This is a genomic window from Streptomyces sp. NPDC037401 (assembly GCF_055602345.1).
In genome coordinates this window covers 34,542-53,918 of record NZ_JBVJWO010000033.1, presented here as the reverse complement: position 1 = coordinate 53,918, position 19,377 = coordinate 34,542, and the positions used below count along the sequence as shown (strand labels likewise).

Genomic DNA, 19,377 nt, shown 5'->3' with positions numbered 1-19,377 from the left:
CTCGACCCTAGGAAGCGCGGCTGAGCCGCTCAATGCCCGTCCGGGTCAGCCGGATACGCGTCCTGCTCATACGCTGGTGCGATGGATGTGGTGAGCGACGCGATCTCGGCCGTACGCATCGGGCGGCCCTCGTCGGACCGGGTGCGGGTGAGCGGGAGCTGGTGCACGCGGCTCGCGCCGTACGACGGCGCCGGCTTCCACGTCGTACTGGAAGGCAGTTGCTGGCTGTTGTCCGACGGCGGTTCCCCGGTCTCGCTCGGGCCGGGCGACGCGGTGCTGCTGCCGTACGGCACGGGGCACGTGATCGCCGACTCCCCGGCCGACGCGGAAGCCGTGCGGAGGGCCGCGCCGTTCGAGGAGGTGCTCGACCGGCTGAACGGTCCCGGCGGTCCCGGGGAAGGGCATCCCCGCGCGCCGGGGGCCCCTACGGGCGCGGTGGAGCTGCTGTGCGGCAAGTACCGGCTCGACCGCAGCCGCGTGCACCCGCTGATGGCGGAGCTGCCGGAGGTCGTCCACCTGCCGCGCCGGGCGGGCAGCGGTGACGGACTCCGCTCCGCCATCGATCTGCTGGGCCGTGAGCTGGGCGGGCAGCAGCCCGGTTCCGGCGTCGCGGTCCCCAGCCTGCTCGACCTGCTCCTCGTCTACATGATCCGTTCCTGGGTGGCCGAGAGCCGGAACGGGGCCTGGCCGGCCGTCCTGGGGGACCCGGTGGCCGCCGCGGCCGTGCGGGCGCTGCACTCCGCCCCGGCCGCTCCGTGGACCACCGAGCGCCTGGCGGCCGCGGCGGGGGTGTCCCGGCCCACCCTCGGGCGTCGTTTCACCGCCCTGGTCGGACGGTCACCGATGGCCTATCTGACCTGGTGGCGCCTCAGCCTCGCCGCCACCCTGCTCCGCGACACCACGGACCCCCTGGCCGCCGTCGCCGACCGGGTCGGATACGGCAGCCCGTACGCCCTGTCGCACGCCTTCAGCCGCGAGTTCGGCACGACTCCCGGGCGCTACCGGGCCCGGGCCGCGGGGGCGCGCCCCGTACGGTGACCGCGGGCGCGTGCCGAGGGCAGGTGGGGCGGGCCTCACCGGTGTCGGGGTGCAGGCCGGAGTGAAGGCCGGGCTGCACGCGCCCAGGACTGTCCCGTAACCCCTGGTGGATCAGCGCACGGCGTCGGATGCGGTGCGTCGCAAGGCGGAGGAGCATCCTCATACCGGGTGCATTCCGATGTTCCGACAACGCAGCGAGGTGCCGTAGCCGACGCCGTGCGCCCGCCGGGGGTGACGGAACAGCCCTTGGCGTCGAGTGGCACGTACCCAGCCACCCCCGGCGCGGCCGTGCGCCGTGCCTCGGCCTCGGCACTGGCCGCCGCCGTCTGTCTCGCCCTCCTCCCCGCGGTCTCCGCCTCCGCCGCTCCCGCGTCCGCCGCCGGGGCGGATCCGGCCGTACGGCCCGCCCCGGCCGGGCCTCGGCCGCTACTGCCGGCAGCGCCTCGACCGGGGCAGATGTGCCCAGGGCCCCGACGACACCACGGGCCGCGAGCTGGACGCAGCCGGCGCCCAGTGCACCGACGTGACCGTGCCGCTCGACTACGCCCCCCCGGGCCGGACGATCACCGTCGCGGTCTCCCGGCTCAGGGCCACCGACACCCGCCACCGCATCTGTGCGCTGGTCCTCGACAACGGCGGCCCCGGCGGTCCCGCGCTGCACTCCCCGCCGGGCATGCGCACGGCGATGAAGCAGGCCGTGCCGGGCTTCGACATCATCGGCATGGACCCCCGCTTCACCGGCCGCAGCACTCCCCTCGACTGCAACTGGCCCGTCGGCACCAGCCAGTTCGCGACAGGTCTCGGCCGGGCTTCCTTCGACCGCCAGGTCGGCACACTCGGCGAGCGCACGATCTCCTACCTCGGCTACTCGTACGGAACGTACCTCGGCACCGTCTACACCCAGATGTTCCCCGGCCGCTCCGACCGCGTGGTCCTGGACGGCGCGATCGACCCGGCGCACTACCGGCCCCGGCCGCTGCGCCCCGCCCTGGCCGAGAACGACCGCGCTCGCCGACTGGGCCGCATGAGCGGCCCGCCGCGACGGCGCCTACGGACTCGGCCGCACCCGCACGCAGGTGCTCGCCACCCTCGAGCGCATCGTCGAGGAGTCCGCGCGCCGCCCGCTGACCGTCGGAACCTCACCCCGGTCCTTCGAACTCGACGACACCCAGGTGCCGTTCGTCATCGTCAACGGCATCGCGGACGACACCGACGCGTCCCGGGCCGCGCTCGCCTAGCAGCTGTCCGTACCGGCCAGGGCGGCGGAGGGCCGCCCGACGGTGCTGCCGCCGCCCTTCGCCGCCCTGCTGCAGGCCGTACTGAAGAACGGCCAGTCCCACTACGGCAGCGTCCAGATCGCGATCATCTGCGGCGACGTGGCCGCACCGCGCGACCCCGAGCGCTACTGGCGCGACATCGAGGGCATCCGCGGCACGCACCCGCTCCTCGGCCCCCTCACCCACAACATCACCCCGTGCGCCTTCCGGGACCGGCCCCGCGAGCGGCCCACGCAGGTCCGCCACGACGCCTCCGCACCGATCGTGTCCGCGACCGGCAACGCGTGCGCGGACGACGAGGTGAACCGCTGCCTGGCCACCGGCAGGCCGCCCGCGCGCGACCGGACCTGCGTCAAGGAGGCCGGCTGATCCGCCCAAGAGGGACGCTTGCCTCCGCTTTTCGGGCCGTCCGTGCCCTGGTGCCGGATCCTCGGCGCTCTCTATGCTGCCGAAGCTCCCTCGCACTTCGAACGGTATGTCCCCTCATGTCCACGGCGTACACGCGTCCGGCGCGTGCGCCCCGGCATGCCCTGTCGAGTCCGGAGGTCCCCCTTGGAAAAGAACCAGAGCCGTCGCCGGCGATTATCCGCACTGGTCGTCGGCGTGGTCGCCGCCGTCACCGCCACCACGGCGGCGAGCACGGGCACCGGCGCGGCCGCGCCCCGTGCGGACGTCGGCGAGATCCGCACCGTCGCCGGCGCCCGGGCCGTTCCCGGCAGCTACGTCGTCGTCCTGAGGGACGGCGCGGTGTCGCTCCGGTCGATCCCGCAGACCGCGGAGACGCTGGCCGACCGCTACGGCGGCCAGGTCCGGATGGTGTGGCAGAAGGCGCTGCACGGCTTCGCCGTACGGATGAGCTCCGCGCAGGCCGCCCGGCTGGCGGCCGACCCGCGCGTCGAGTACGTCCAGCAGGACGCCGAGATCCGCCTCCAGGGCACCCAGCCCAGCCCGCCGTCCTGGGGTCTCGACCGGATCGACCAGCGGAACCTGCCGCTCGACAACAGCTACTCGTACGCGGGCACCGCCTCCAACGTGAACGCGTACATCCTCGACACCGGAATCCGCACCACCCACGCCGACTTCGGCGGCCGGGCGGTATGGGGCCACAACTCCGTCGACACCAACAACACCGACTGCAACGGTCACGGCACGCACGTGGCGGGTACGGTCGGCGGCGGCGCGTACGGCGTGGCCAAGCAGGTCAGGCTCACCGCCGTGAAGGTGCTGAACTGCGCCGGGTCCGGGACCACGGCCGGCCTGGTCGACGGCCTGAACTGGGTCGCGACGAACGCCGTCAGGCCCGCGGTCGCGAACATGAGCCTCGGCTACGCCGGCATCGACACCACCGCGGACGCGGCCGTGCGCAACACGATCGCCGCCGGGATCACCGTCGTTCTCGCGTCCGGCAACCGCAGCGGAGACGCCTGCAACTACTCCCCCGCGCGCGTGACGGAGGCCATCACGGTCAATGCGACCGACAGCGCCGACAACCGGGCGGGCTTCTCCAACTACGGTCCCTGCACCGACCTGTTCGCGCCCGGCGTGAGCATCACCTCGGCCTGGTACACGGGCGACACGGCAACGAACGTCCTCCAGGGCACGTCGATGGCGGCCCCGCACGCGGCCGGCGCGGCGGCGCTGCACCTGGCGACGCACACCGGTGACACCCCGGCGCAGGTCCAGGCCGCCCTGACGGCCGCGGCCACGCCCGGCAAGGTGATCAACCCGGGCTCCGGGTCGCCGAACCTGCTGCTGTACACCGGCGGCAGCCAGAGCGGCACGGTCAACGTCGCCAACCCCGGCAACCAGACCGGGTACCAGTACGACAGCGTCTCGCTGCAGATGACGGCCACCGGCGGTACACCGCCGTACACCTGGTCGGCCGCGAACCTGCCGACCGGCGTGTCGATCAACGCCACGACCGGCCGCATCTCGGGCATCCTGCGCGGTGCCGGCACCCGTACGGTCACGGTCACGGCAGTGGACGCGGCGGGCGGCACCGGCAGCACCACGTTCACGTGGCGCGTGATCCGCGACGCCTGCCCGCGCTGCTGAAGGTGATCCGGCCGGTGCAGGGCGGCGCGGCCGCCGCCCTGCACCGGCGTCCCGCACCGGCCGTCCAGGCCCGGATCAGTCGTCGATGCGGTCCAGGACGGCGCCCAGGTCCACGAACTTGAAGCCCGTGGCGGTGCGTTCGCCGTCCTCCGGGGCGTCGTGCCCGTCCTGGACGACGAGGAGGCCGCGGGGGTACTTCCGGCCGAGGGGCTGGTTGAGGGCCGCCGCGCCGTCGCACTCCTCGGATCCGTCGAGGTCCTCGGAGCGCGCGGTGATGCGCAGCCCGGCCTCGTACTCGTTGTCCTCGTCGAGCTCGCGGTCGTAGAAGGCGAAGCTGTCGTCGCCCTGGCTGGACGCCATCAGGTATCCGTCGCCGCCGGACTCGTTGATCAGGGTCAGGCCCTCGACGTCGGCGGAGATGCGCCGCCCGCCGTAGCCGGGGTCGGCGCCCGGGGCGCATTCCTCGGTCTCTTCGTCGTACGTGCCCGGCACTCCGTACTCCCGGACCCGGTCGACGAGGACGGGCCGCGAGGTGAGGTCCGCGCGGACGCGCCAGATGCCGACGTCCTCCTGCCCGGCGTAGAGCGTCCCGGTGGCGGGGTCGACGACCATGCCCTCGACCTGCGGTCGTTCACCGGGCTCGCTGCACGGCGTCCACGCGGTGCCGTTGGGCAGCCTGAAGGAGGACGGCAGGTCGAGGGTGCGGACCTTGCGGTAGCCGACCTTGCCGCCCGGGACCGCGAGGAGTTCGAGCAGGGCGACGGTCGTCTCGTGGCGGCGGCTGACGAGCGCGTACGAGCGCTGCGTGGCGGGGTCGGTCCAGGTGGCGAGCCCGTACGCCGTGCGCTGGTCGTTGATCTCGGTCTGGTCGGCGGAGAAGACCGGGGCGGCGGCGGGGTCGGTGACGTCGGTCAGCGGTGCTCCGGAGCGGTCGCCGTCGATGCGGTAGATGCGCAGGCGGTCGTTGCCCCGGTCGGTGACGACCGCGAGGTCGGCGCGGCCCGCCGGCAGCCGCATGCGGGTGACCAGGTCGACGTTGTTGAAGCGCCCCGGCGCGTCGTCCGCGCCCGGTCCGGCGGGGGCCGGAAGGGCCTGCACCTGGGCCGCGTCGAGGTCGTAGACGCGCAGTCCGCCCTCCTTGGCGGTGGCGACGACCAGGCTGCGGCCGGGGTCGGCGGTGTTGCGCCAGATCGCGGGGTCGTCGGCGTTGGCGTTGCCGCCCTCCTCGTCGTCGAACAGCGTGGCCGTCTCCGACGTGGGGGTGACGGCCGGCAGGGTCGCCGTCCCGCGGGGGTGTGCGAGGGCGGTCGAGGGAGAGGCGGTGCCGGCGGCGAGCACCGCGAGGGCCGCGCTCAGGACGAGGGCGGCGGGTGCGGCGGGCCGGACGCGACGTTGCAGGGCCACGAAGGGACTCCAATGTCAGGAACATGACGGTCAGTCGTCGCCGAGCGTGGGACCGCGAGATGAAGCCGCACGAGCCGCGACACGGCGCGCGGGTGTGCCGACCGTGAACTCGAAGGTGGCCCGGCGAGCGCGACCGGCCCTCGATAACGTTACGAACATTTTTTCGTACGAGGTACAACCATTCCCCGCTCCCGCGCGTCATGAGGGTGCGAGTGCGCCGGGGGCGCACTCGACCGACGACAAGGGGATGGGGACACCTCCATATGATTCACCGGATATCCCGGCGCGCCCGCGTGCTGTCCGCGACCGCCGCGGCGGGAGTGCTCGTACCGCTCGTGACGGCGGCCGCGCCCGCCGCTGCCGCTCCCGCACCGCAGGTGGCCTGCAGCTCGGCCAAGGCCGGTCTCGCCACGAAGCTCCAGCGGGACATCACCGCCGCCATGAAGTACCGCAAGGGCGCCATCGCGGTCGGGCTGTACGACCGCAGCACGAAGACCACGTGCACCTTCCGCGCCACCTCGGCGTACGACTCGGCCAGCATCGTCAAGGTGACCGTGCTGGCCACCCTGCTGTGGGACGCCAAGAAGACCAACCGCTACCTGACGCAGCGCGAGGCCGACCTCGCGACCGCCATGATCACCAAGTCCGACAACAACGCCACGACCGCCCTGTGGCGCCAGCTCGGCCTGACGAAGATCAAGGGGTTCCTCACCACAGCCGGCATGACGAAGACCGTGCCCGGCACGGGCGGCTACTGGGGCCTCACCCAGATCAACGTGACGGACCAGCAGAAGCTCCTCGCGCTGATCACGGCGAAGAACACGGTCCTGAGCGACAACTCCCGCGCGTACCTCCTCAAGCTGATGAACAAGGTCGTCGCCTCGCAGCGCTGGGGCACCCCGGCGGGCGCGCCGTCCACGGTGAAGGTGCACGTCAAGAACGGCTGGCTGCCGCGCGCCACGCACGGCTGGCGGGTCCACAGCGTCGGCGCCTTCCAGGGCGGCGGGCGCGACTACTCCATCTCCGTGCTGACGCAGGACAACACCACGATGGACTACGGCGTCGCGACCATCCAGGGCATCTCGAAGGCCATCCACAAGGCCCTCGTGCCGACGACGGTCGCCCCGCAGCGGTACACGCCGACGACCACGCCGACCGAGGCCATCCCGCCGGTTCCCGGCAACTGACCCCGTCCGGGGCCGGGGGGGGGCGCCCCCCCGGCCTCAGCCGGCGAGGCCTTCGACGACCTCGGCGCCGGGCAGCTCGGCGAACAGCTTCCCCGGCGCGATGAGCTTGCCCCGCCGTCGGCCGCTGCCGACGAGTACGTACGGCATGTCCACCACGGCGGAGTCCACCAGCAGCGGCCAGCCGGCCGGCAGCCCCAGCGGGGTGATGCCGCCGTACTCCATGCCGGTCTGCTCCACGGCCGTCGCCATCGGGGCGAAGGACACCTTGCGGGCGTCGAGGTGGCGCCGCACCACGCCGTTGACGTCGGCGCGGGCGGCGGACGGCACCACGCAGGCGGCGAGCGTCGTCTCACCGCCGCGCTTGGCGGCCACGACCACGCAGTTCGCGGACTGCCCGAGCAGCTCCTGCCCGTAGTGTGCGACGAAGGCCGCGGTGTCGGCGATCTCCGGGTCGGTGTCGACGTACACGATCTGTCCGGCCGGTACGCCGCCGCGCCATCCGCGCACCGCCTCGGCCACCGGCCGGGTCAGCTCGTCGAGGCAGTCGGGGGCGGGCCGGGCGTCGTCGAAGGTTCCGAGGGGAGCGCGCATCCCCGCACGCTAACACCGCCCCCGGCCGCCCCGGCCCCGGATCCGCCCGGTTCACCGGCCGTGGTGCCACACCAGCACGTGGCCCGGCGGACGCGGGGGGGGGGCTCAGCCCTTCGCGGCGGCGGGAGCGGGCGCCTCGTCGAGCTCCCACGCGTGGCGCTTGAACTCGCGCCGGAAGTCGCCGTGGTCCTCCCACTGGCGGGCGATGCCGCGCAGCACGTCCCAGTTGTGCTCCACCGACTGGTCGATGATGCGGCGCACGGCCGGTTCGGCCGTCGCCCGCGTCTCGATGAGGCCCTTGATCGACGAGGCCTCCAGGACGGCGTTGCGCAGGGCACGCAGCGCGCGGGAGGTGTCGTCCATGCCGAAGCCGTACTCGCTGCCCGTCTCCGCGTCGAACAGCGGGGTGAGGCGCGCCTCGATGAACGCGGTGATCCGCTCGAAGTGCTGCGCGTCCATCGGGGTCTCCCTCTCCTGCCGTACCACCACACGGCCTGACGTATCGGATTTTTCGCCGGCTCATTGGACAAGCTGACCTTGGGTCAATGCGGGGACAGGATACCGGCATCGAGCTTGGACCTGCCGTTTTCCGGTGGCTGCCCGGTCCGCAGGGCGGCGGGGCGAGGGCAGGACCCGGGGCGGGCGGCCCGACGGCTGCGGCCGCCCGGCATCCTCGCCGCCCCGGAGGCGCCGCAGGCCTGCCCGATCATAGGTCCGGAGGCGCATACTGGTTTCACGATGACGAAGCCATCCGCGCCGCGGCGCCACCTGCCCACCAGTCCCTTCCAGGCTCCGGTCGCCCCGGCAGCCAAGCACTTCGAACTGGGAGACCGGGTCACCCACGACCAGTACGGCCTCGGCCGGATCATCGGCGTCGAGGAGGGCGTCGCCATGCTGGTCGACTTCGGATCCCGCACCGCACGGATCGTCAGCCCGTACACGCGCATGGGCAGACTCTGACCTGGAGCACCCCCTCACCGCCGGCCCCGCGACACCGCCGGCGGTGATGTGCACGTGCCGGTCCGGCACGACGGGGGCGGCCTGCCCTCCATCCGAACCCCCGGACTCCGCACGGCACTTCCCGGGGACACGGCGAGCGCGGCCCTCGCGCCTGGCCTGTCCCGTACCACGCGGCGGGCACGGCGACCGGCCTGCTCGCCCGGTGGCTGTGGCTCCAGGACGCCCCGGGCCCGGTGCATACCGATCAGGTCTCGACCCGTGGCCAGGGCGTTGCCCGGCCCCGGCGGCGGAGTTGAGCACGGCGTGGAACAACCGAGATTCGCCGAACTGGACGGCGCGTACTGGCAGGGCGGCTCGCACACCGAGGACTGCACCCGCTGCGCCCTCCTCCGCGAGGAGCACACGACTCCCGCCGAGCCCGGCTGCGGAGCCGCCCGGGCGCTGGAGCACTTGCGCCAGGCCCTGGCGTCCGACGAAGGCCATCGCGTCAGGACCGTCATGCTGGTGTGTTCGGTCACGACGATCGTGGCCGCCACGGCCACCGTCATCATCACGGGCTGACGGCACGGCGCACGCGCCCCGGCGGCCGACGGCTCGGCGGCCGCCGGCTGTCCGGTCACGGTGAACGGCGGCCGTCGTCAGCGCGGCGGGCCGTGCCGGTGGAGGGCGATCAGCAGGCGCCAGACGTCCCCGGCCAGCGCCTCGGGGGTGCGGTCGATCAGCCCGTGGGACCAGTCCGCGAGGATTCCGGTGAAGGCGGCGGCCACCGCCGAGGCGACGAGGTCGGGGGCCGAGCCGCCGGCGGCGGTGCGTTCGGCCAGGCTGCGGGCCCGCAGGTCGCGGTGGAGCGTGTCGCCGAGCGGACCGCCGCCGCCGGGGCCGAGCAGGGCCGCGTAGAGGTCCGTACGCCCTGCCGCGTCCCGGAAGAAGGCCGAGAGGGCAGGCGGTGGCAGCGCCGGGTCCGGGGCGCCCTGCCAGGCGTGCAGGGCGTCCACCGCCTCGCGCACGATGCCCCCGCAGGTGTCCACCGCGAGGTCTTCGACGTCCGCGTAGTGCAGATAGAACGTGGCGCGGGCGACCGCAGCCCGGCGCACCAGCATCGCGACCGTGATCTCCCGGAGCGGCCGGTCGGCGCACTCGGCGAGCAGCGCCTCCTGGAGGCGGGCCCGGGTGCGCCGGGTGCGGGGGTCGGAGGGCCGGGGGCTCATCCGGCCGCGACCGCCAGGACGGCGGCGAGGGCCAGGGCGCCCGGCAGTGCCTGGGCGACGAAGATGCGGCGGTTGGCGGTGAAGCCGCCGTACAGCCCGGCGATGACGACGCAGATCAGGAAGTAGACCTGGACGCGGAACCCGGTGGGGTCGTCGGCGACGAGGCCCCAGACGAGTCCGGCGGCGAGGAAGCCGTTGTAGAGGCCCTGGTTCGCGGCGAGCGGGGCGGTGGCCCGGGCCATCTCGCGGTCGAACCCGGACAGCCCCCGGCCCGGGGCACGCTCCCACAGGAACATCTCCAGCACCAGGATGTAGGCGTGCAGCAAGGCCACGAGGGCGACCAGCACGTTCGCGGTGATCTCCATGGGGAGCACTCCATTTCATGGACGGGTGTCCAGAATACATGGACACCAGTCCAGGAATGAGCCCGGCGTCCCGGACACCGCCCCCGATCCCCCAACCGGCCCCGGCGGGGCTCTCTTTGTGCCACGCTGGCGGCACGGGCATCGGGTCGGCGCAGCACTGGGGGCGGCGGTGGATCGCGAGGAACGCAAGGAACGCAAGGAACGCGAAGCGGCAGACGTCTGGGGCGGGACGGACGACGGCGGAGGTCCGCTGCACCGGCCGACCCCGGGGCGGATCACCCGCAGCACGCGGTACGACCCCGACGACGAGGCGCGCCAGCGGCAGGACTTCCTCGCGGGCACGGTGCTGGCGGCCGGCGCGGCGCTGATCCTGCCGGGCAAGGGCGCGCGCGACGTGGCGATGAAGCCGCTGTTCACCTTCCTCGTCCACGAGGACGATCGGACGTTCGGGCCCGCGCCGCAGCTGCGGGAGGCGTTCAGGCTGCTGGACGAGGTGGGCCCGGCGGAGGTCGGGGACCGGCTCGGCATCGGGACGGGCTGGTCCGCGATGGGCGGCCTGGAGCCGCTGGTCAAGCTGAACCTGGAGTTCCAGGGCACGGCGTCGCGCAGGAGCACGGCCCATCTGGTGCTGCCGGCCCGGCAGTACTCGACCATCTGGCACACCATCGCCGACGGCGGCCTGCTCGGCATCAGCTCCGAGCCCCGCCTCCAGCCGGCCGCGGGCCGCCCCGGCGCCACCTTCGCGGACGCCCTCAACTCCTGCCTGCTGCTGGGCATGGGGACCTCGCCGGTCCTGGAACACCTCATCACGGCGTACGACTGGCCGCGCAGCTGACCGTACGGCCGGCGGGAGCGCACCGGCGGAACTCCCGGAGCCCGGCCGGACCGGGCTCCGGGGGCCTGGTCACGCGTCGAGAACGGCGATCTCCACCCGGCCGAGGCGGTCCGCGTCCGCGACGATGTCGATCTCGGTGATCCGGTCTTCCGCGATCGTGAAGCGGAGTACCAGGAACAGCTTCCCGAGGGGCGCCATCACCAGGCCGACCTCGCCGTCGACCAGCGCCGGCTGCGTGTAGCGGACCCGCTCCGCGGCAGCGGACGCGCCCTTGGCCACGGCGTTGACACCGCGGAGGAAGACGGGCGCGGGGGTGGGGCCGACCGCGCTGTCGGCGCGGAGCACCACCTCCGGATCCAGCAGGGCGACCAGCGCCGCGAAGTCGCCGCCGCGGGAGGCGGCCAGGAAGGCGTCGACGACGCGGCGCCGGCGGTTCAGATCGGCGTCCGGTGCGGGCTCCGCGCCCCGGACCCGGCGGCGGGCCCGGCTCGCGAGCTGCCTGGTCGCGGCCGGTGTCTTCTCGATCAGCTGCGCGATCTCGTCGAAGGGCACGGCGAACATGTCGTGCAGGACGAAGGTGAGCCGCTCGGACGGCGTCAGGGTGTCGAGTACGACCAGCAGCGCCAGCCCGACGGAGTCGGCCAGGAGGGCCTCCTGCTCGGGGTCGGGGACCGCGGCGTCGGGGCTGCCGGCCGTCCCGGGGACCTGCACGTCGAGCGGGTCCTCGCGCCGGTGCTCGCGGGAGCGGAGCATGTTGAGGCAGATCCGACCGGCGACCGTCGTCAGCCAGCCGCCGAGGTTCTGCACCTCGCTGACGTCGGTCCGGTTCAGGCGCAGCCAGGTTTCCTGGACGGCGTCCTCGGCTTCGCCGAGCGAGCCCAGCATCCGGTAGGCCACCGCCCGCAGATGTGACCGGTGTTCCTCGAAGCGCTCTGTCGGCAACAGGCTCTGGTCGGCGTCCACGTGTGGCGTTCCTTCCCTCCGGGCGGGCGGGCCGCAGCAACGGGCCCGTGAAGCACCACGGTTGTAGCCGGAAGATCAACTTTCGCACAACCGAATTGGACGGGAGTGAACCCCCGGGCACGGATTCCACTCTCGTATCTCGGTAGATGCCAAGGCCAACAGCCCAGAAGGTACGGACCTTTGGCATTCGATCGAGGAAGAAGTAGGAGATCCACCCCCCATGAAGACGTCCCTGCCCGGCCGCCGCGGCGGCCGCATAGCCTCCGCCGGTCTGGTGGCCGGCGCGGCGCTGGCCCTGTCCGCGTCGACCATCGGCCCGGCCACGGCCCTCCCGGAGCCGTCCACCACCTCGTCCAAGCCCCCCGTCGGCGTCATCGGCGGCAAGGAGCAGCCCGACGCGGCCTACCCGTGGATGGCCGCCCTGCTGAGCAAGGGCGAGGGCAGCCCCGTCAACCGCCAGTTCTGCGGCGGCAGTCTGATCAGCAGCGACCTCGTCCTGACCGCAGCGCACTGCGTGACGGGCGCCAAGGCCAAGCAGCTGGAGGTCACCGTCGGCCGCACCGTGCTCTCCGACAAGAGCCAGGGGCAGCTGCGTTCGGTGCGCACCATCGTCTCGCACCCCCGCTACGTCAAGGGCGACGAGGCCTACGACCTGGCGCTGCTCGAACTGGCCAAGCCGGTCACCGGCATCGCCCCCGTGAAACTGCCGACCGCGGGCACCGACGCGCTGCTGCGCCCCGGCGCGAAGGCCACGGTCATCGGCTGGGGCAACACGGACACCGAGATCACCCACTACCCCGACCGGCTGCGCGGTGTGAACGTGCCGCTGCTGTCGCACTTCGAGTGCAAGGCGACCTACCCCGGATACAACAAGGCCGTCAACGTGTGCGCGGGAGTCGAGGGCAAGGACTCCTGCCAGGGTGACAGCGGCGGCCCGCTGTTCCGCAGGGTGGCCGGCCGTACGTACCAGATCGGCATCGTCTCGTACGGCGATGGCTGCGCCGAGCAGGGCGCCCCGGGCGTGTACGCCTCCACCAGCTCGGCCAAGCTGTGGAAGACGCTCGGCGAGTCCGCCGAGGGCAAGCGCCTGCTGAAGCGTCTCGGCCGCTGACCCCGTCCGCACCGCATGCCCCGCGGGGCATGCGGTGCGGCTGCGCCGCCGGGCCTCCGGTGCCTTCCGGAGGATCGGCGGCGCAGGGACATCCGGGCTGTCAGGACGGCGAGTTGATCCACTGCCAGCCGCCGGTGCCGATCGTCACCGGTGCGGACGGGCTCGTGACTGCGGACACGAAGGCGAGGTCTTCGGCCGTGCCGTCGGTGGCGGTGGGCCAGAGGCCGGGAGTCGCGTCGCCGGTGGCGTCGCCCGCCGACACCAGCAGGCGTTGGGCGGCCGGGGTCCACCCTCCGCCGAGGGCCCGGGGCGTCCCCAGGACGTCGGCGTCCCGGCTGAGGTACTCGGACGGCTTCCCACGGCCGCCCGTGCCGCCGGGTTCCCGGCCCGGGCGGTTGCGCCGCCGCACCTCGCCTGCCGGTTCACGCGGTCAGGGCTCGGCGCAGGGCTGCGGCGAGTTCGGCGATCTGCCGCTGCGAAACGTCCGCGGACGCGATCGCCTGCGAGCCGTGGAAGGTGCCGGGCCACTGGTGGAGTTCGACGGACACGCCCGCCTGCAGCAGGCGCAGCGCGTAGGTGATGTCTTCGTCGCGGTTGGGGTCGAACTCCGCGGTGGCGATGTAGGCGGGCGGCAGGCCGGACAGGTCGGCGGCCCGCGCCGGGGCGGCGTACGGCGAGGCGGGCGCGGAGCCCAGGTAGTGCCGCCACGAGGCAGTGATCTTGTCGCGGTTCATCCAGGGCGTGTCGGTGAAGTTCCGGGCCGACCAGGTCTCCTGCCGGTCGTCGAGCTCGGGCTGGTTGAGCAGCTGGAAGCGGATGGGCGGCCCCTGCTCGTCACGGGACCGCAAGGCCACCGCGGCCGCGAGTCCGGCGCCCGCGCTGTGGCCTCCGACCGCGATGCGCGCCGGGTCGATGCCGAGCTCGGCGGCGTGCCCGGCCGTCCAGTCGAGCACGGCGTACGCGTCGTCGAGGGCGGCCGGGAACGGGTTCTCGGGCGCCAGCCGGTAGCCGACCGAGACGACCACCGCGCCGGAGAGTTCCGCGAGCAGGCGGGCCACCGGGTCCTCGGTGTCCAGGTCGCCGAGGACCCAGGCGCCGCCGTGCAGCCAGATGACGGTCCCCCGGGCCTGGCGCGGGCGGTAGACGCGCACCGGCACGCCGGGACCGGCGGGCACCGTGCGGTCCTCGGCCGTCACGTTGCCGGTGTCCGCCGCCGGCCTCGCGGCGGCCGCCGCGGCGAAGCTCTTGCGAGCGGCTTCCGGGTCGGTCAGGTCGAGCGAGGGGAGCAGGGGGACGAATGCTTCGAGTTCGGGATCCATGCCGGCCATCCTGCTGGCCGGCACTGCCGAGGTCATCCGCCAACTGTCGGGCCTCGCCGCCCGATTGCGCGCCGACCGGCGTGCTGGCCTCCTGCCGTGGCGCCCTATCCTCTGCCCATGGAGGCACTGGCCGTACGGCTGTCACATCTGGACTCGCACGTCGAGGGCGCCATCCGCGTCGTCGTGTTCTACGACACGCTGATGCGCCGCCGGGTGGACCCGGAGGCGCTCGCCCGGGCCTCGGCGGTCCTGGCCGAGTGCGTGGCCGGGATCCGGCTCCACGGGACCGGCCGGACCGTGCGCGTCGCGCCCGACGGCAGGCCGGCGTCCGCCCCGCAGGCACCCGCCTCCAGCGCCGTGCCGATCACCCTCGACGAGGAGGAGATCGGCACGGTGTGGCTGGAGCGCCCCGGCGCACCCGGCCCGCTGGACGACGTACTGCTCGACCGGCTCGCCCTCGCCACCGCGGCGGCCGTCGAGCGGTACGGACCGGCCGGCACCACCATGGCCGACCCCGCCCTCGTCGAGCTGGCCGTCAGCTCCGGCAGCGACGAAGCGGCCAGGGCCCGGGCGTTACGGCTCCTGGGCTTCGCCGCCGACGCTCCGCTCCACGTCGCCGCCGTACGCTCGCCGCTGCCGCTCGACCGGATCGGCGGCCTGGTCTGCCCGGCCCGCACGGTCAGGGCGGCGCAGCTGGCCGGCGTGGGCGTCGTCCTGGCCACCGGCATCGACCCGGACCGCTTCCCCGAGGGTGTCCGCGCGGGCATCGGCTCCGCCGGCGGCCCCGACCGCTCCTGGCAGCAGGCCCGTACGGCCCTCCGCTTCACCACCCCGCTCCGGCCGGTCGTCCGCCATGACGACCTGGGCGCGCTGGCCCTGCTCGCCCGGGTGCCGCGGGACGCCGCGCGGGAGAACGCCGACGTGGCCGCGATCGCCCGCATCGCCGAGAACCCGGACGACCTGGAGACGCTGCACGCCTACTGTGCCACCGGCTCCCTGCGGCGGGCCGCCGACCGTCTCCACCTGCACCACAGCAGCGTCGCCCGCCGTCTCGAACAGATCGGCAGGATCCTGGGCATCGAACTCACCGGCCCCACCGGGCTGATCCGGGCCGGCGTCGCACTGACCGCATGGCAGCTGCTCGACGACTGAGCACGGCGCCCGCGGCGGTACCCGCCGGCGGTCCCGGGGTCAGGGCCGGTCGTACCAGGAGAACGCGGCGATCCTCCAGCCCTCCGGCGTGCGGACGAACTGGATGGTCTTGGTCCCGGCCCCCTCGAAGGGCTTGCCGTCCAGGATCCCGGACTTGCCGTACTCGCCGAACCGGGACGCGATGTCGCCCGCGATGTCGGTGCGTTCGGAGGTCTCCCACTCGGAGAAGTCGACCAGCCGGCCTTCGGCCAGCAGCTTCCGGCGCGGCTCGATGAACTCGTCCACGGTGTAGACCGTGAGGTCCGGGCCGGTCTTGACGATCACACCGCCCGGCAGGAACAGCCTGCGGAGCCGCTCGAGGTCGGCAGCCTTGCCGCCCCGGTTGTCGAAGGCTCCGAAGAAGTCGGCCGTCACCACGTCGATCTCGGTCTTTGACATGGCGCGACACTAACACCGGGGGCCGGCCCGACGGGCCGGCCCCCGGTGGCTGCTGCCGCGGGACGCTACGGGCGCGCGGGCGCCCGGGGCGCTACGGGCGCGCCAGGATGTCGCTCACCTGGTGGGCGTAGACGACCCGACCGCACGGGGAGCCGTTGTCGGTGCAGGTCGGGTCGCTCGCGTCCATGCGGTGCTCCGTGAGCGACCACAGGTGCTGGGGCGCCCCGGGTCGGCCCTGACCGTGCTCGAAGTACAGGTCCTCGGGACCGACGGCGTTGGTGATGTTGCCGCCGAAGTCCACGAGCCGGCCGCCGGAGACGGTGGCCCGCCGCAGGCTGCCGCTGTTGTTCAGGTAGCTGCGGTTGAAGTAGTACGTGCCGTTGTAGCGCGCGGCGCCCTGGGTGAGGTCGCGCGGCAGGTAGTACGCCTGCGTCGCGCTGACGACTCCGCCGGCCGCCTTGAGCAGGCCGGTGCTGTCGTCGATGGGCAGTGCGCCGACCCGGCCCTTCTCGGGGTGCGTCTCGTCGGAGTTGCAGTACTCGCCCATGAGCAGCGCGGGGGCCGTGAGGTCGCTGCGGTCGACGGAGATGTAGGACGCCTTGGGGGCACCGGTGGCGACGCAGGTCGCCGCCGAGGAGGAGTTGCCCTGTGCGGCGACGAACTTGTACGAGGCCACCTGCGGCATCACGTACCGGTAGGTGTGGCTGTAGTAGACGCCGCTCTGCCGGCCGATCTTGGTCTCGTCGCGCACGTTGCTCTTGAGGCCGTCGAGCGTGGTGTCGTCGACGGCGGAGTCACGGTCGGGGTTGAGGTCGAGCACGGCCCGCATGTCGAAGACCCGCAGGCCGTTCATGGTGTCGGCGATGTAGAGGTAGTACTTGTACCAGGCGAGGCCGCCGGCGTGGACGTTGACCGACTTGTACGAGATGTTGCCGTACGAGTTGTAGTACGGCTCGACGAGCAGCACGTGCCGGTACCGGCGTCCGTCCGGGTCCCCCGTCACGGGGGTCTCCGGGTCGAGGAACGACAACCGCACGCCCTTGTCGTCGCAGGTGCCGGGGTCCGAGGAGCAGAGCGCGGCGTCGGACTTGTCGTACCAGGAGGTGACCAACGGCTTCCGGGAGCCCCAGAGTTCGTCGGACTGCGCATCAGATACGCCCGTTATGCCCTGGGGTATCCACTCCTTCGTGTCGGCGTCGCCCCCGTCCCAGCAGAGCTTTCCGGCCGGGGCCAGCGCGCCGCCGTTGTCCCCCGCGCCGAAGGGGTCCGTGGTGCACGACGCGCCCGTCTTCGCGATCCGGTTGGCCTGGTCGAGGAGGACCTGCACGCCCGTCACGGGCAGGGCGGCCTTGAGGTCGGCGACGTGACCGGTCAGGTCCGGCCCTGACTTGAGGTCGAAGGAGGAGACGGTGGCCGGGTCGCCGGGAGCCGCCTGCGCGGGGGTGCCGAGCGCGGGCACCGCGAGCAGCACCGCGGCGATCGCCGCGACCCACCCGGCACGCCGGAAGACGGACGTGTGAGGCGTCGTCATTCTCTGAAGCCTTTACGTAAGGGAAGGGGGGCCGGAGATCATTTCAGCGTGCCTGTCGCCATGTCCAGTACGATGAGCGGGTTGTCATTCCTCGTCCCGCTATGTGCGATTGCTGCCCGTGCGGTCGCGTTGTCAGTGGCGGGTGCCATGCTCGTGATCGACCCGCCGTTCCGGGACGGGTCGATGAGCAACAGGGGGAAGCGGTGTCCGCAGAAACGTCTGACAACACCCCACCGCCGCCGGTGGAATTCGACCGGGGCTGGTGCGCCACCGACCTCGGCGTGTACAGGGCCTGCGAGGGGACGTACGAGGTGTACCCGTACGAGAGCCTGCCGCCGCTCGAAACCGTCACGTTCGACGGCGGCTTCCGGTGGCTGGGCGGGGCCGGTTCCGATGCGTCGGATCACGACGGTGAGCTCGCCGCGCTGGCGGAGCAGCTGGCCGCTGCCGGGATCACCCTGCCCGGGGACTTCCGGACGTTCTACCGCAGCGCGCGTCTGTGCCACTCGCTCGACCGGGCTTCGGTGACCGGCTGCTGGACCGATTTCTCGGGGCCGCTGCGCAGCCCGGTGGAGGAGGGCGCCCGCCTCGTACGGTTCCTCCGCGACCAGCAGGACTGCGTGTTCTGGTACCTCTACCTGCGGCCCGGCGGGGAGGCCTTCGTCGTGGCGTCGCACCTCGACTACGAAGCCTGCGACGACTACGAGAACTGCGACGACTACGACGCCGCGGGTGACGAAACCGGAGAAGGCCGCGAGGACGGTGCCGAGGGCGGCGGCGCTGCGTCGGCGATCCTGTGGTGCGCGCCGTCCTTCGAGGAGTTCGCCTACCGCTTCTGGGTGGAGAACGAACTCTGGGACCTGGTGCAGGGTGCCGACCGGCCCGCGCTCGTGCCCGCCTTCCGGGAGTACCTCGAGCACTACGGGCCGGCGGGAGGCAACGAGTAGGGCGCCGGGGCGGGTCACCGAAGCGGGCGCGGGGAATTCCCGTCGTACCGTGGCAGTTCACGGAGCATGGCTGTCATTCATCGCACCACCATGTCCCCCGGCAAACTGGAGCTGCTCGCCGCCTGGCTTCCGGGGCAGCCCTGGTACGCCGGTGCGGGGGACGGTCCCCGGCTGAGCAAGGCCGGAGGCTTCCGGCTCGACGACCCGCAGGGCGAGGTCGGCATCGAGTTCGTGGTCGTCACGGACGACTCCGGCGACCGGCCGCACACGTACCACGTGCCGCTCACCTACCGCGGCGCGCCGCTCGACGGCGCCGCGCAGGGGCTCGTCGGCACCTCGGAGCACGGGGTGCTCGGTCGGCGATGGGTGTACGACGGCGCGTACGACCCGGTGTGCGTCGCCCAGCTCCTCGCCCTGCTCCAGGGCCGCGCCGAGCCGCAGGCGCAGAACGCGACCGGCACCCCGGACCGCTCGGTCACCGCCGAGGGACCGGGGGCGGACTTCGCGGCGGTTGACGTTGCGGGGGCCGACGCGTCGGCAGCGGGGCCGGTCGCGGCGGTAGGCAGCACGGCGCAGGGCACCGATGTGGTCGTGGGGAGGGACGCACACGGCCCACTGGTCGTGCACCTGAACCGGGTCCTGGAAGCCCAGGGGCAGGCCGGCGGCTCCGCCGCAACCGGAGTACTCGGTCAGGTGACCGCGGAGTGGGAGCGGCCGGACGGTTCCCGGGGGCGCGGGCCGTTCGTCGTCCTGCGCGGAGGCGGGACGGCCTGACGTCACTCTTCGGTGGCATGCACGCGGGCCCTCGCCCCAAGGTGCCCGGGCATGCGGCACAGTCGTCGGATGCTCCGCCGGTTGTTTCCCCTTCCCCTGATCGCAGCCGTCGTGCTCACCGCCGGGGGGTGGGGGGGGGGGGGGGGGGGGGGGGGGGGGGGAGGGGGAAAAGGGGAGAAACAAAAAAAAAGAAACCAAAACAACAACGGACCACGAAAGAAC

At 73.1% G+C, this 19,377-nt stretch carries 22 protein-coding genes and 1 pseudogene; 13 read left to right on the top strand and 10 right to left on the bottom strand.

The features are described 5' to 3' along the window. Positions 1 to 81: 81 nt before the first annotated feature. The 5 genes and pseudogenes from ACZ7H1_RS29070 to ACZ7H1_RS29050 all read left to right on the top strand — a co-directional run bounded on the left by ACZ7H1_RS29070 (position 82) and on the right by ACZ7H1_RS29050 (position 4,370). Positions 82 to 1,038 (top strand): AraC family transcriptional regulator, encoded by a 957-nt coding sequence (locus ACZ7H1_RS29070; RefSeq protein ID WP_470790769.1) that lies wholly within the window; start codon positions 82 to 84, stop codon positions 1,036 to 1,038. A gap of 673 nt (positions 1,039 to 1,711) precedes the next feature. Beyond that, positions 1,712 to 1,939: pseudogene (locus ACZ7H1_RS29065) on the top strand (alpha/beta hydrolase); the annotation flags it as partial. Positions 1,940 to 2,114: 175 nt separating this feature from the next. Continuing rightward, positions 2,115 to 2,276 (top strand): hypothetical protein, encoded by a 162-nt coding sequence (locus ACZ7H1_RS29060; protein WP_470790768.1) that lies wholly within the window; start codon positions 2,115 to 2,117, stop codon positions 2,274 to 2,276. Between the two features lie 42 nt (positions 2,277 to 2,318). After that, positions 2,319 to 2,684: a hypothetical protein gene (locus ACZ7H1_RS29055; RefSeq protein WP_470790767.1), complete on the top strand. Its 366-nt coding sequence runs from the start codon at positions 2,319 to 2,321 to the stop codon at positions 2,682 to 2,684. Between the two features lie 183 nt (positions 2,685 to 2,867). Continuing rightward, entirely contained in the window at positions 2,868 to 4,370 is a 1,503-nt protein-coding gene (locus ACZ7H1_RS29050) for a S8 family peptidase (protein WP_470790766.1), read from the top strand. A 75-nt stretch (positions 4,371 to 4,445) separates the two neighbouring features. Here the strand turns inward: ACZ7H1_RS29050 and ACZ7H1_RS29045 are convergent, their stop codons facing one another. Further along, positions 4,446 to 5,774: a phytase gene (locus ACZ7H1_RS29045; RefSeq protein ID WP_470790765.1), complete on the bottom strand. Its 1,329-nt coding sequence runs from the start codon at positions 5,772 to 5,774 to the stop codon at positions 4,446 to 4,448. 263 nt (positions 5,775 to 6,037) lie between these two features. Between ACZ7H1_RS29045 and ACZ7H1_RS29040 the strand changes: the two genes are divergently transcribed. Further along, entirely contained in the window at positions 6,038 to 6,961 is a 924-nt protein-coding gene (locus ACZ7H1_RS29040) for a serine hydrolase (RefSeq protein ID WP_470790764.1), read from the top strand. A gap of 36 nt (positions 6,962 to 6,997) precedes the next feature. Here the strand turns inward: ACZ7H1_RS29040 and ACZ7H1_RS29035 are convergent, their stop codons facing one another. Together ACZ7H1_RS29035 and ACZ7H1_RS29030 are read right to left on the bottom strand one after the other, a co-directional pair. Then, complete coding sequence (locus ACZ7H1_RS29035; RefSeq protein WP_470790763.1) at positions 6,998 to 7,552, bottom strand: YbaK/EbsC family protein; 555 nt, start codon at positions 7,550 to 7,552, stop codon at positions 6,998 to 7,000. Positions 7,553 to 7,657: 105 nt separating this feature from the next. Next, a complete protein-coding gene (locus tag ACZ7H1_RS29030) occupies positions 7,658 to 8,011 on the bottom strand; it encodes a hypothetical protein (RefSeq protein WP_470790762.1) in 354 nt (117 codons plus the stop codon). Between the two features lie 279 nt (positions 8,012 to 8,290). On the opposite strand from ACZ7H1_RS29030, the gene ACZ7H1_RS29025 reads away from it, so the two are divergent. After that, positions 8,291 to 8,512, top strand: a complete 222-nt coding sequence (locus tag ACZ7H1_RS29025) for a hypothetical protein (protein ID WP_470790761.1) — start codon at positions 8,291 to 8,293, stop codon at positions 8,510 to 8,512. 303 nt (positions 8,513 to 8,815) lie between these two features. After that, positions 8,816 to 9,073, top strand: a complete 258-nt coding sequence (locus ACZ7H1_RS29020) for a hypothetical protein (RefSeq protein WP_470790760.1) — start codon at positions 8,816 to 8,818, stop codon at positions 9,071 to 9,073. 77 nt (positions 9,074 to 9,150) lie between these two features. On the opposite strand, the gene ACZ7H1_RS29015 is transcribed toward ACZ7H1_RS29020, so the two are convergent. Both ACZ7H1_RS29015 and ACZ7H1_RS29010 read right to left on the bottom strand, forming a co-directional pair. Continuing rightward, positions 9,151 to 9,720: a TetR/AcrR family transcriptional regulator gene (locus tag ACZ7H1_RS29015; RefSeq protein ID WP_470790759.1), complete on the bottom strand. Its 570-nt coding sequence runs from the start codon at positions 9,718 to 9,720 to the stop codon at positions 9,151 to 9,153. Further along, on the bottom strand, positions 9,717 to 10,085 hold the full coding sequence (locus ACZ7H1_RS29010) for a DUF1304 domain-containing protein (RefSeq protein ID WP_470790758.1): 369 nt from the start codon (positions 10,083 to 10,085) through the stop codon (positions 9,717 to 9,719). Before ACZ7H1_RS29010 ends, ACZ7H1_RS29015 begins: the two co-directional genes overlap by 4 nt. Positions 10,086 to 10,254: 169 nt before the next feature. Here ACZ7H1_RS29010 and ACZ7H1_RS29005 point away from each other — a divergent pair, with 169 nt between their 5' ends. Next, positions 10,255 to 10,920 carry a hypothetical protein gene (locus tag ACZ7H1_RS29005; protein ID WP_470790757.1) on the top strand — a complete coding sequence of 222 codons (666 nt, stop codon included), beginning with the start codon at positions 10,255 to 10,257 and terminating at the stop codon, positions 10,918 to 10,920. A 69-nt stretch (positions 10,921 to 10,989) separates the two neighbouring features. On the opposite strand, the gene ACZ7H1_RS29000 is transcribed toward ACZ7H1_RS29005, so the two are convergent. After that, entirely contained in the window at positions 10,990 to 11,883 is an 894-nt protein-coding gene (locus ACZ7H1_RS29000; RefSeq protein ID WP_470790756.1) for a sigma-70 family RNA polymerase sigma factor, read from the bottom strand. A gap of 220 nt (positions 11,884 to 12,103) precedes the next feature. Here ACZ7H1_RS29000 and ACZ7H1_RS28995 point away from each other — a divergent pair, with 220 nt between their 5' ends. Then, positions 12,104 to 12,994 (top strand): S1 family peptidase, encoded by an 891-nt coding sequence (locus ACZ7H1_RS28995; RefSeq protein ID WP_470790755.1) that lies wholly within the window; start codon positions 12,104 to 12,106, stop codon positions 12,992 to 12,994. A gap of 100 nt (positions 12,995 to 13,094) precedes the next feature. Here the strand turns inward: ACZ7H1_RS28995 and ACZ7H1_RS28990 are convergent, their stop codons facing one another. Continuing rightward, positions 13,095 to 13,403 (bottom strand): hypothetical protein, encoded by a 309-nt coding sequence (locus tag ACZ7H1_RS28990; protein WP_470790754.1) that lies wholly within the window; start codon positions 13,401 to 13,403, stop codon positions 13,095 to 13,097. Positions 13,404 to 13,416: 13 nt separating this feature from the next. Beyond that, the gene (locus ACZ7H1_RS28985; RefSeq protein WP_470790808.1) at positions 13,417 to 14,313 is read right to left on the bottom strand and encodes an alpha/beta hydrolase; all 897 of its coding nucleotides are present in this window, start codon (positions 14,311 to 14,313) and stop codon (positions 13,417 to 13,419) included. Between the two features lie 117 nt (positions 14,314 to 14,430). On the opposite strand from ACZ7H1_RS28985, the gene ACZ7H1_RS28980 reads away from it, so the two are divergent. Next, positions 14,431 to 15,465: a PucR family transcriptional regulator gene (locus tag ACZ7H1_RS28980; RefSeq protein WP_470790753.1), complete on the top strand. Its 1,035-nt coding sequence runs from the start codon at positions 14,431 to 14,433 to the stop codon at positions 15,463 to 15,465. 39 nt (positions 15,466 to 15,504) lie between these two features. On the opposite strand, the gene ACZ7H1_RS28975 is transcribed toward ACZ7H1_RS28980, so the two are convergent. After that, positions 15,505 to 15,903: a nuclear transport factor 2 family protein gene (locus ACZ7H1_RS28975; RefSeq protein WP_470790752.1), complete on the bottom strand. Its 399-nt coding sequence runs from the start codon at positions 15,901 to 15,903 to the stop codon at positions 15,505 to 15,507. Between the two features lie 91 nt (positions 15,904 to 15,994). Beyond that, a complete protein-coding gene (locus ACZ7H1_RS28970) occupies positions 15,995 to 17,434 on the bottom strand; it encodes a hypothetical protein (protein WP_470790751.1) in 1,440 nt (479 codons plus the stop codon). A gap of 203 nt (positions 17,435 to 17,637) precedes the next feature. Here ACZ7H1_RS28970 and ACZ7H1_RS28965 point away from each other — a divergent pair, with 203 nt between their 5' ends. Both ACZ7H1_RS28965 and ACZ7H1_RS28960 read left to right on the top strand, forming a co-directional pair. Continuing rightward, positions 17,638 to 18,381 carry a hypothetical protein gene (locus ACZ7H1_RS28965; protein WP_470790750.1) on the top strand — a complete coding sequence of 248 codons (744 nt, stop codon included), beginning with the start codon at positions 17,638 to 17,640 and terminating at the stop codon, positions 18,379 to 18,381. A 66-nt stretch (positions 18,382 to 18,447) separates the two neighbouring features. Further along, entirely contained in the window at positions 18,448 to 19,155 is a 708-nt protein-coding gene (locus ACZ7H1_RS28960; RefSeq protein ID WP_470790749.1) for a maltokinase N-terminal cap-like domain-containing protein, read from the top strand. Positions 19,156 to 19,377 lie beyond the last annotated feature (222 nt).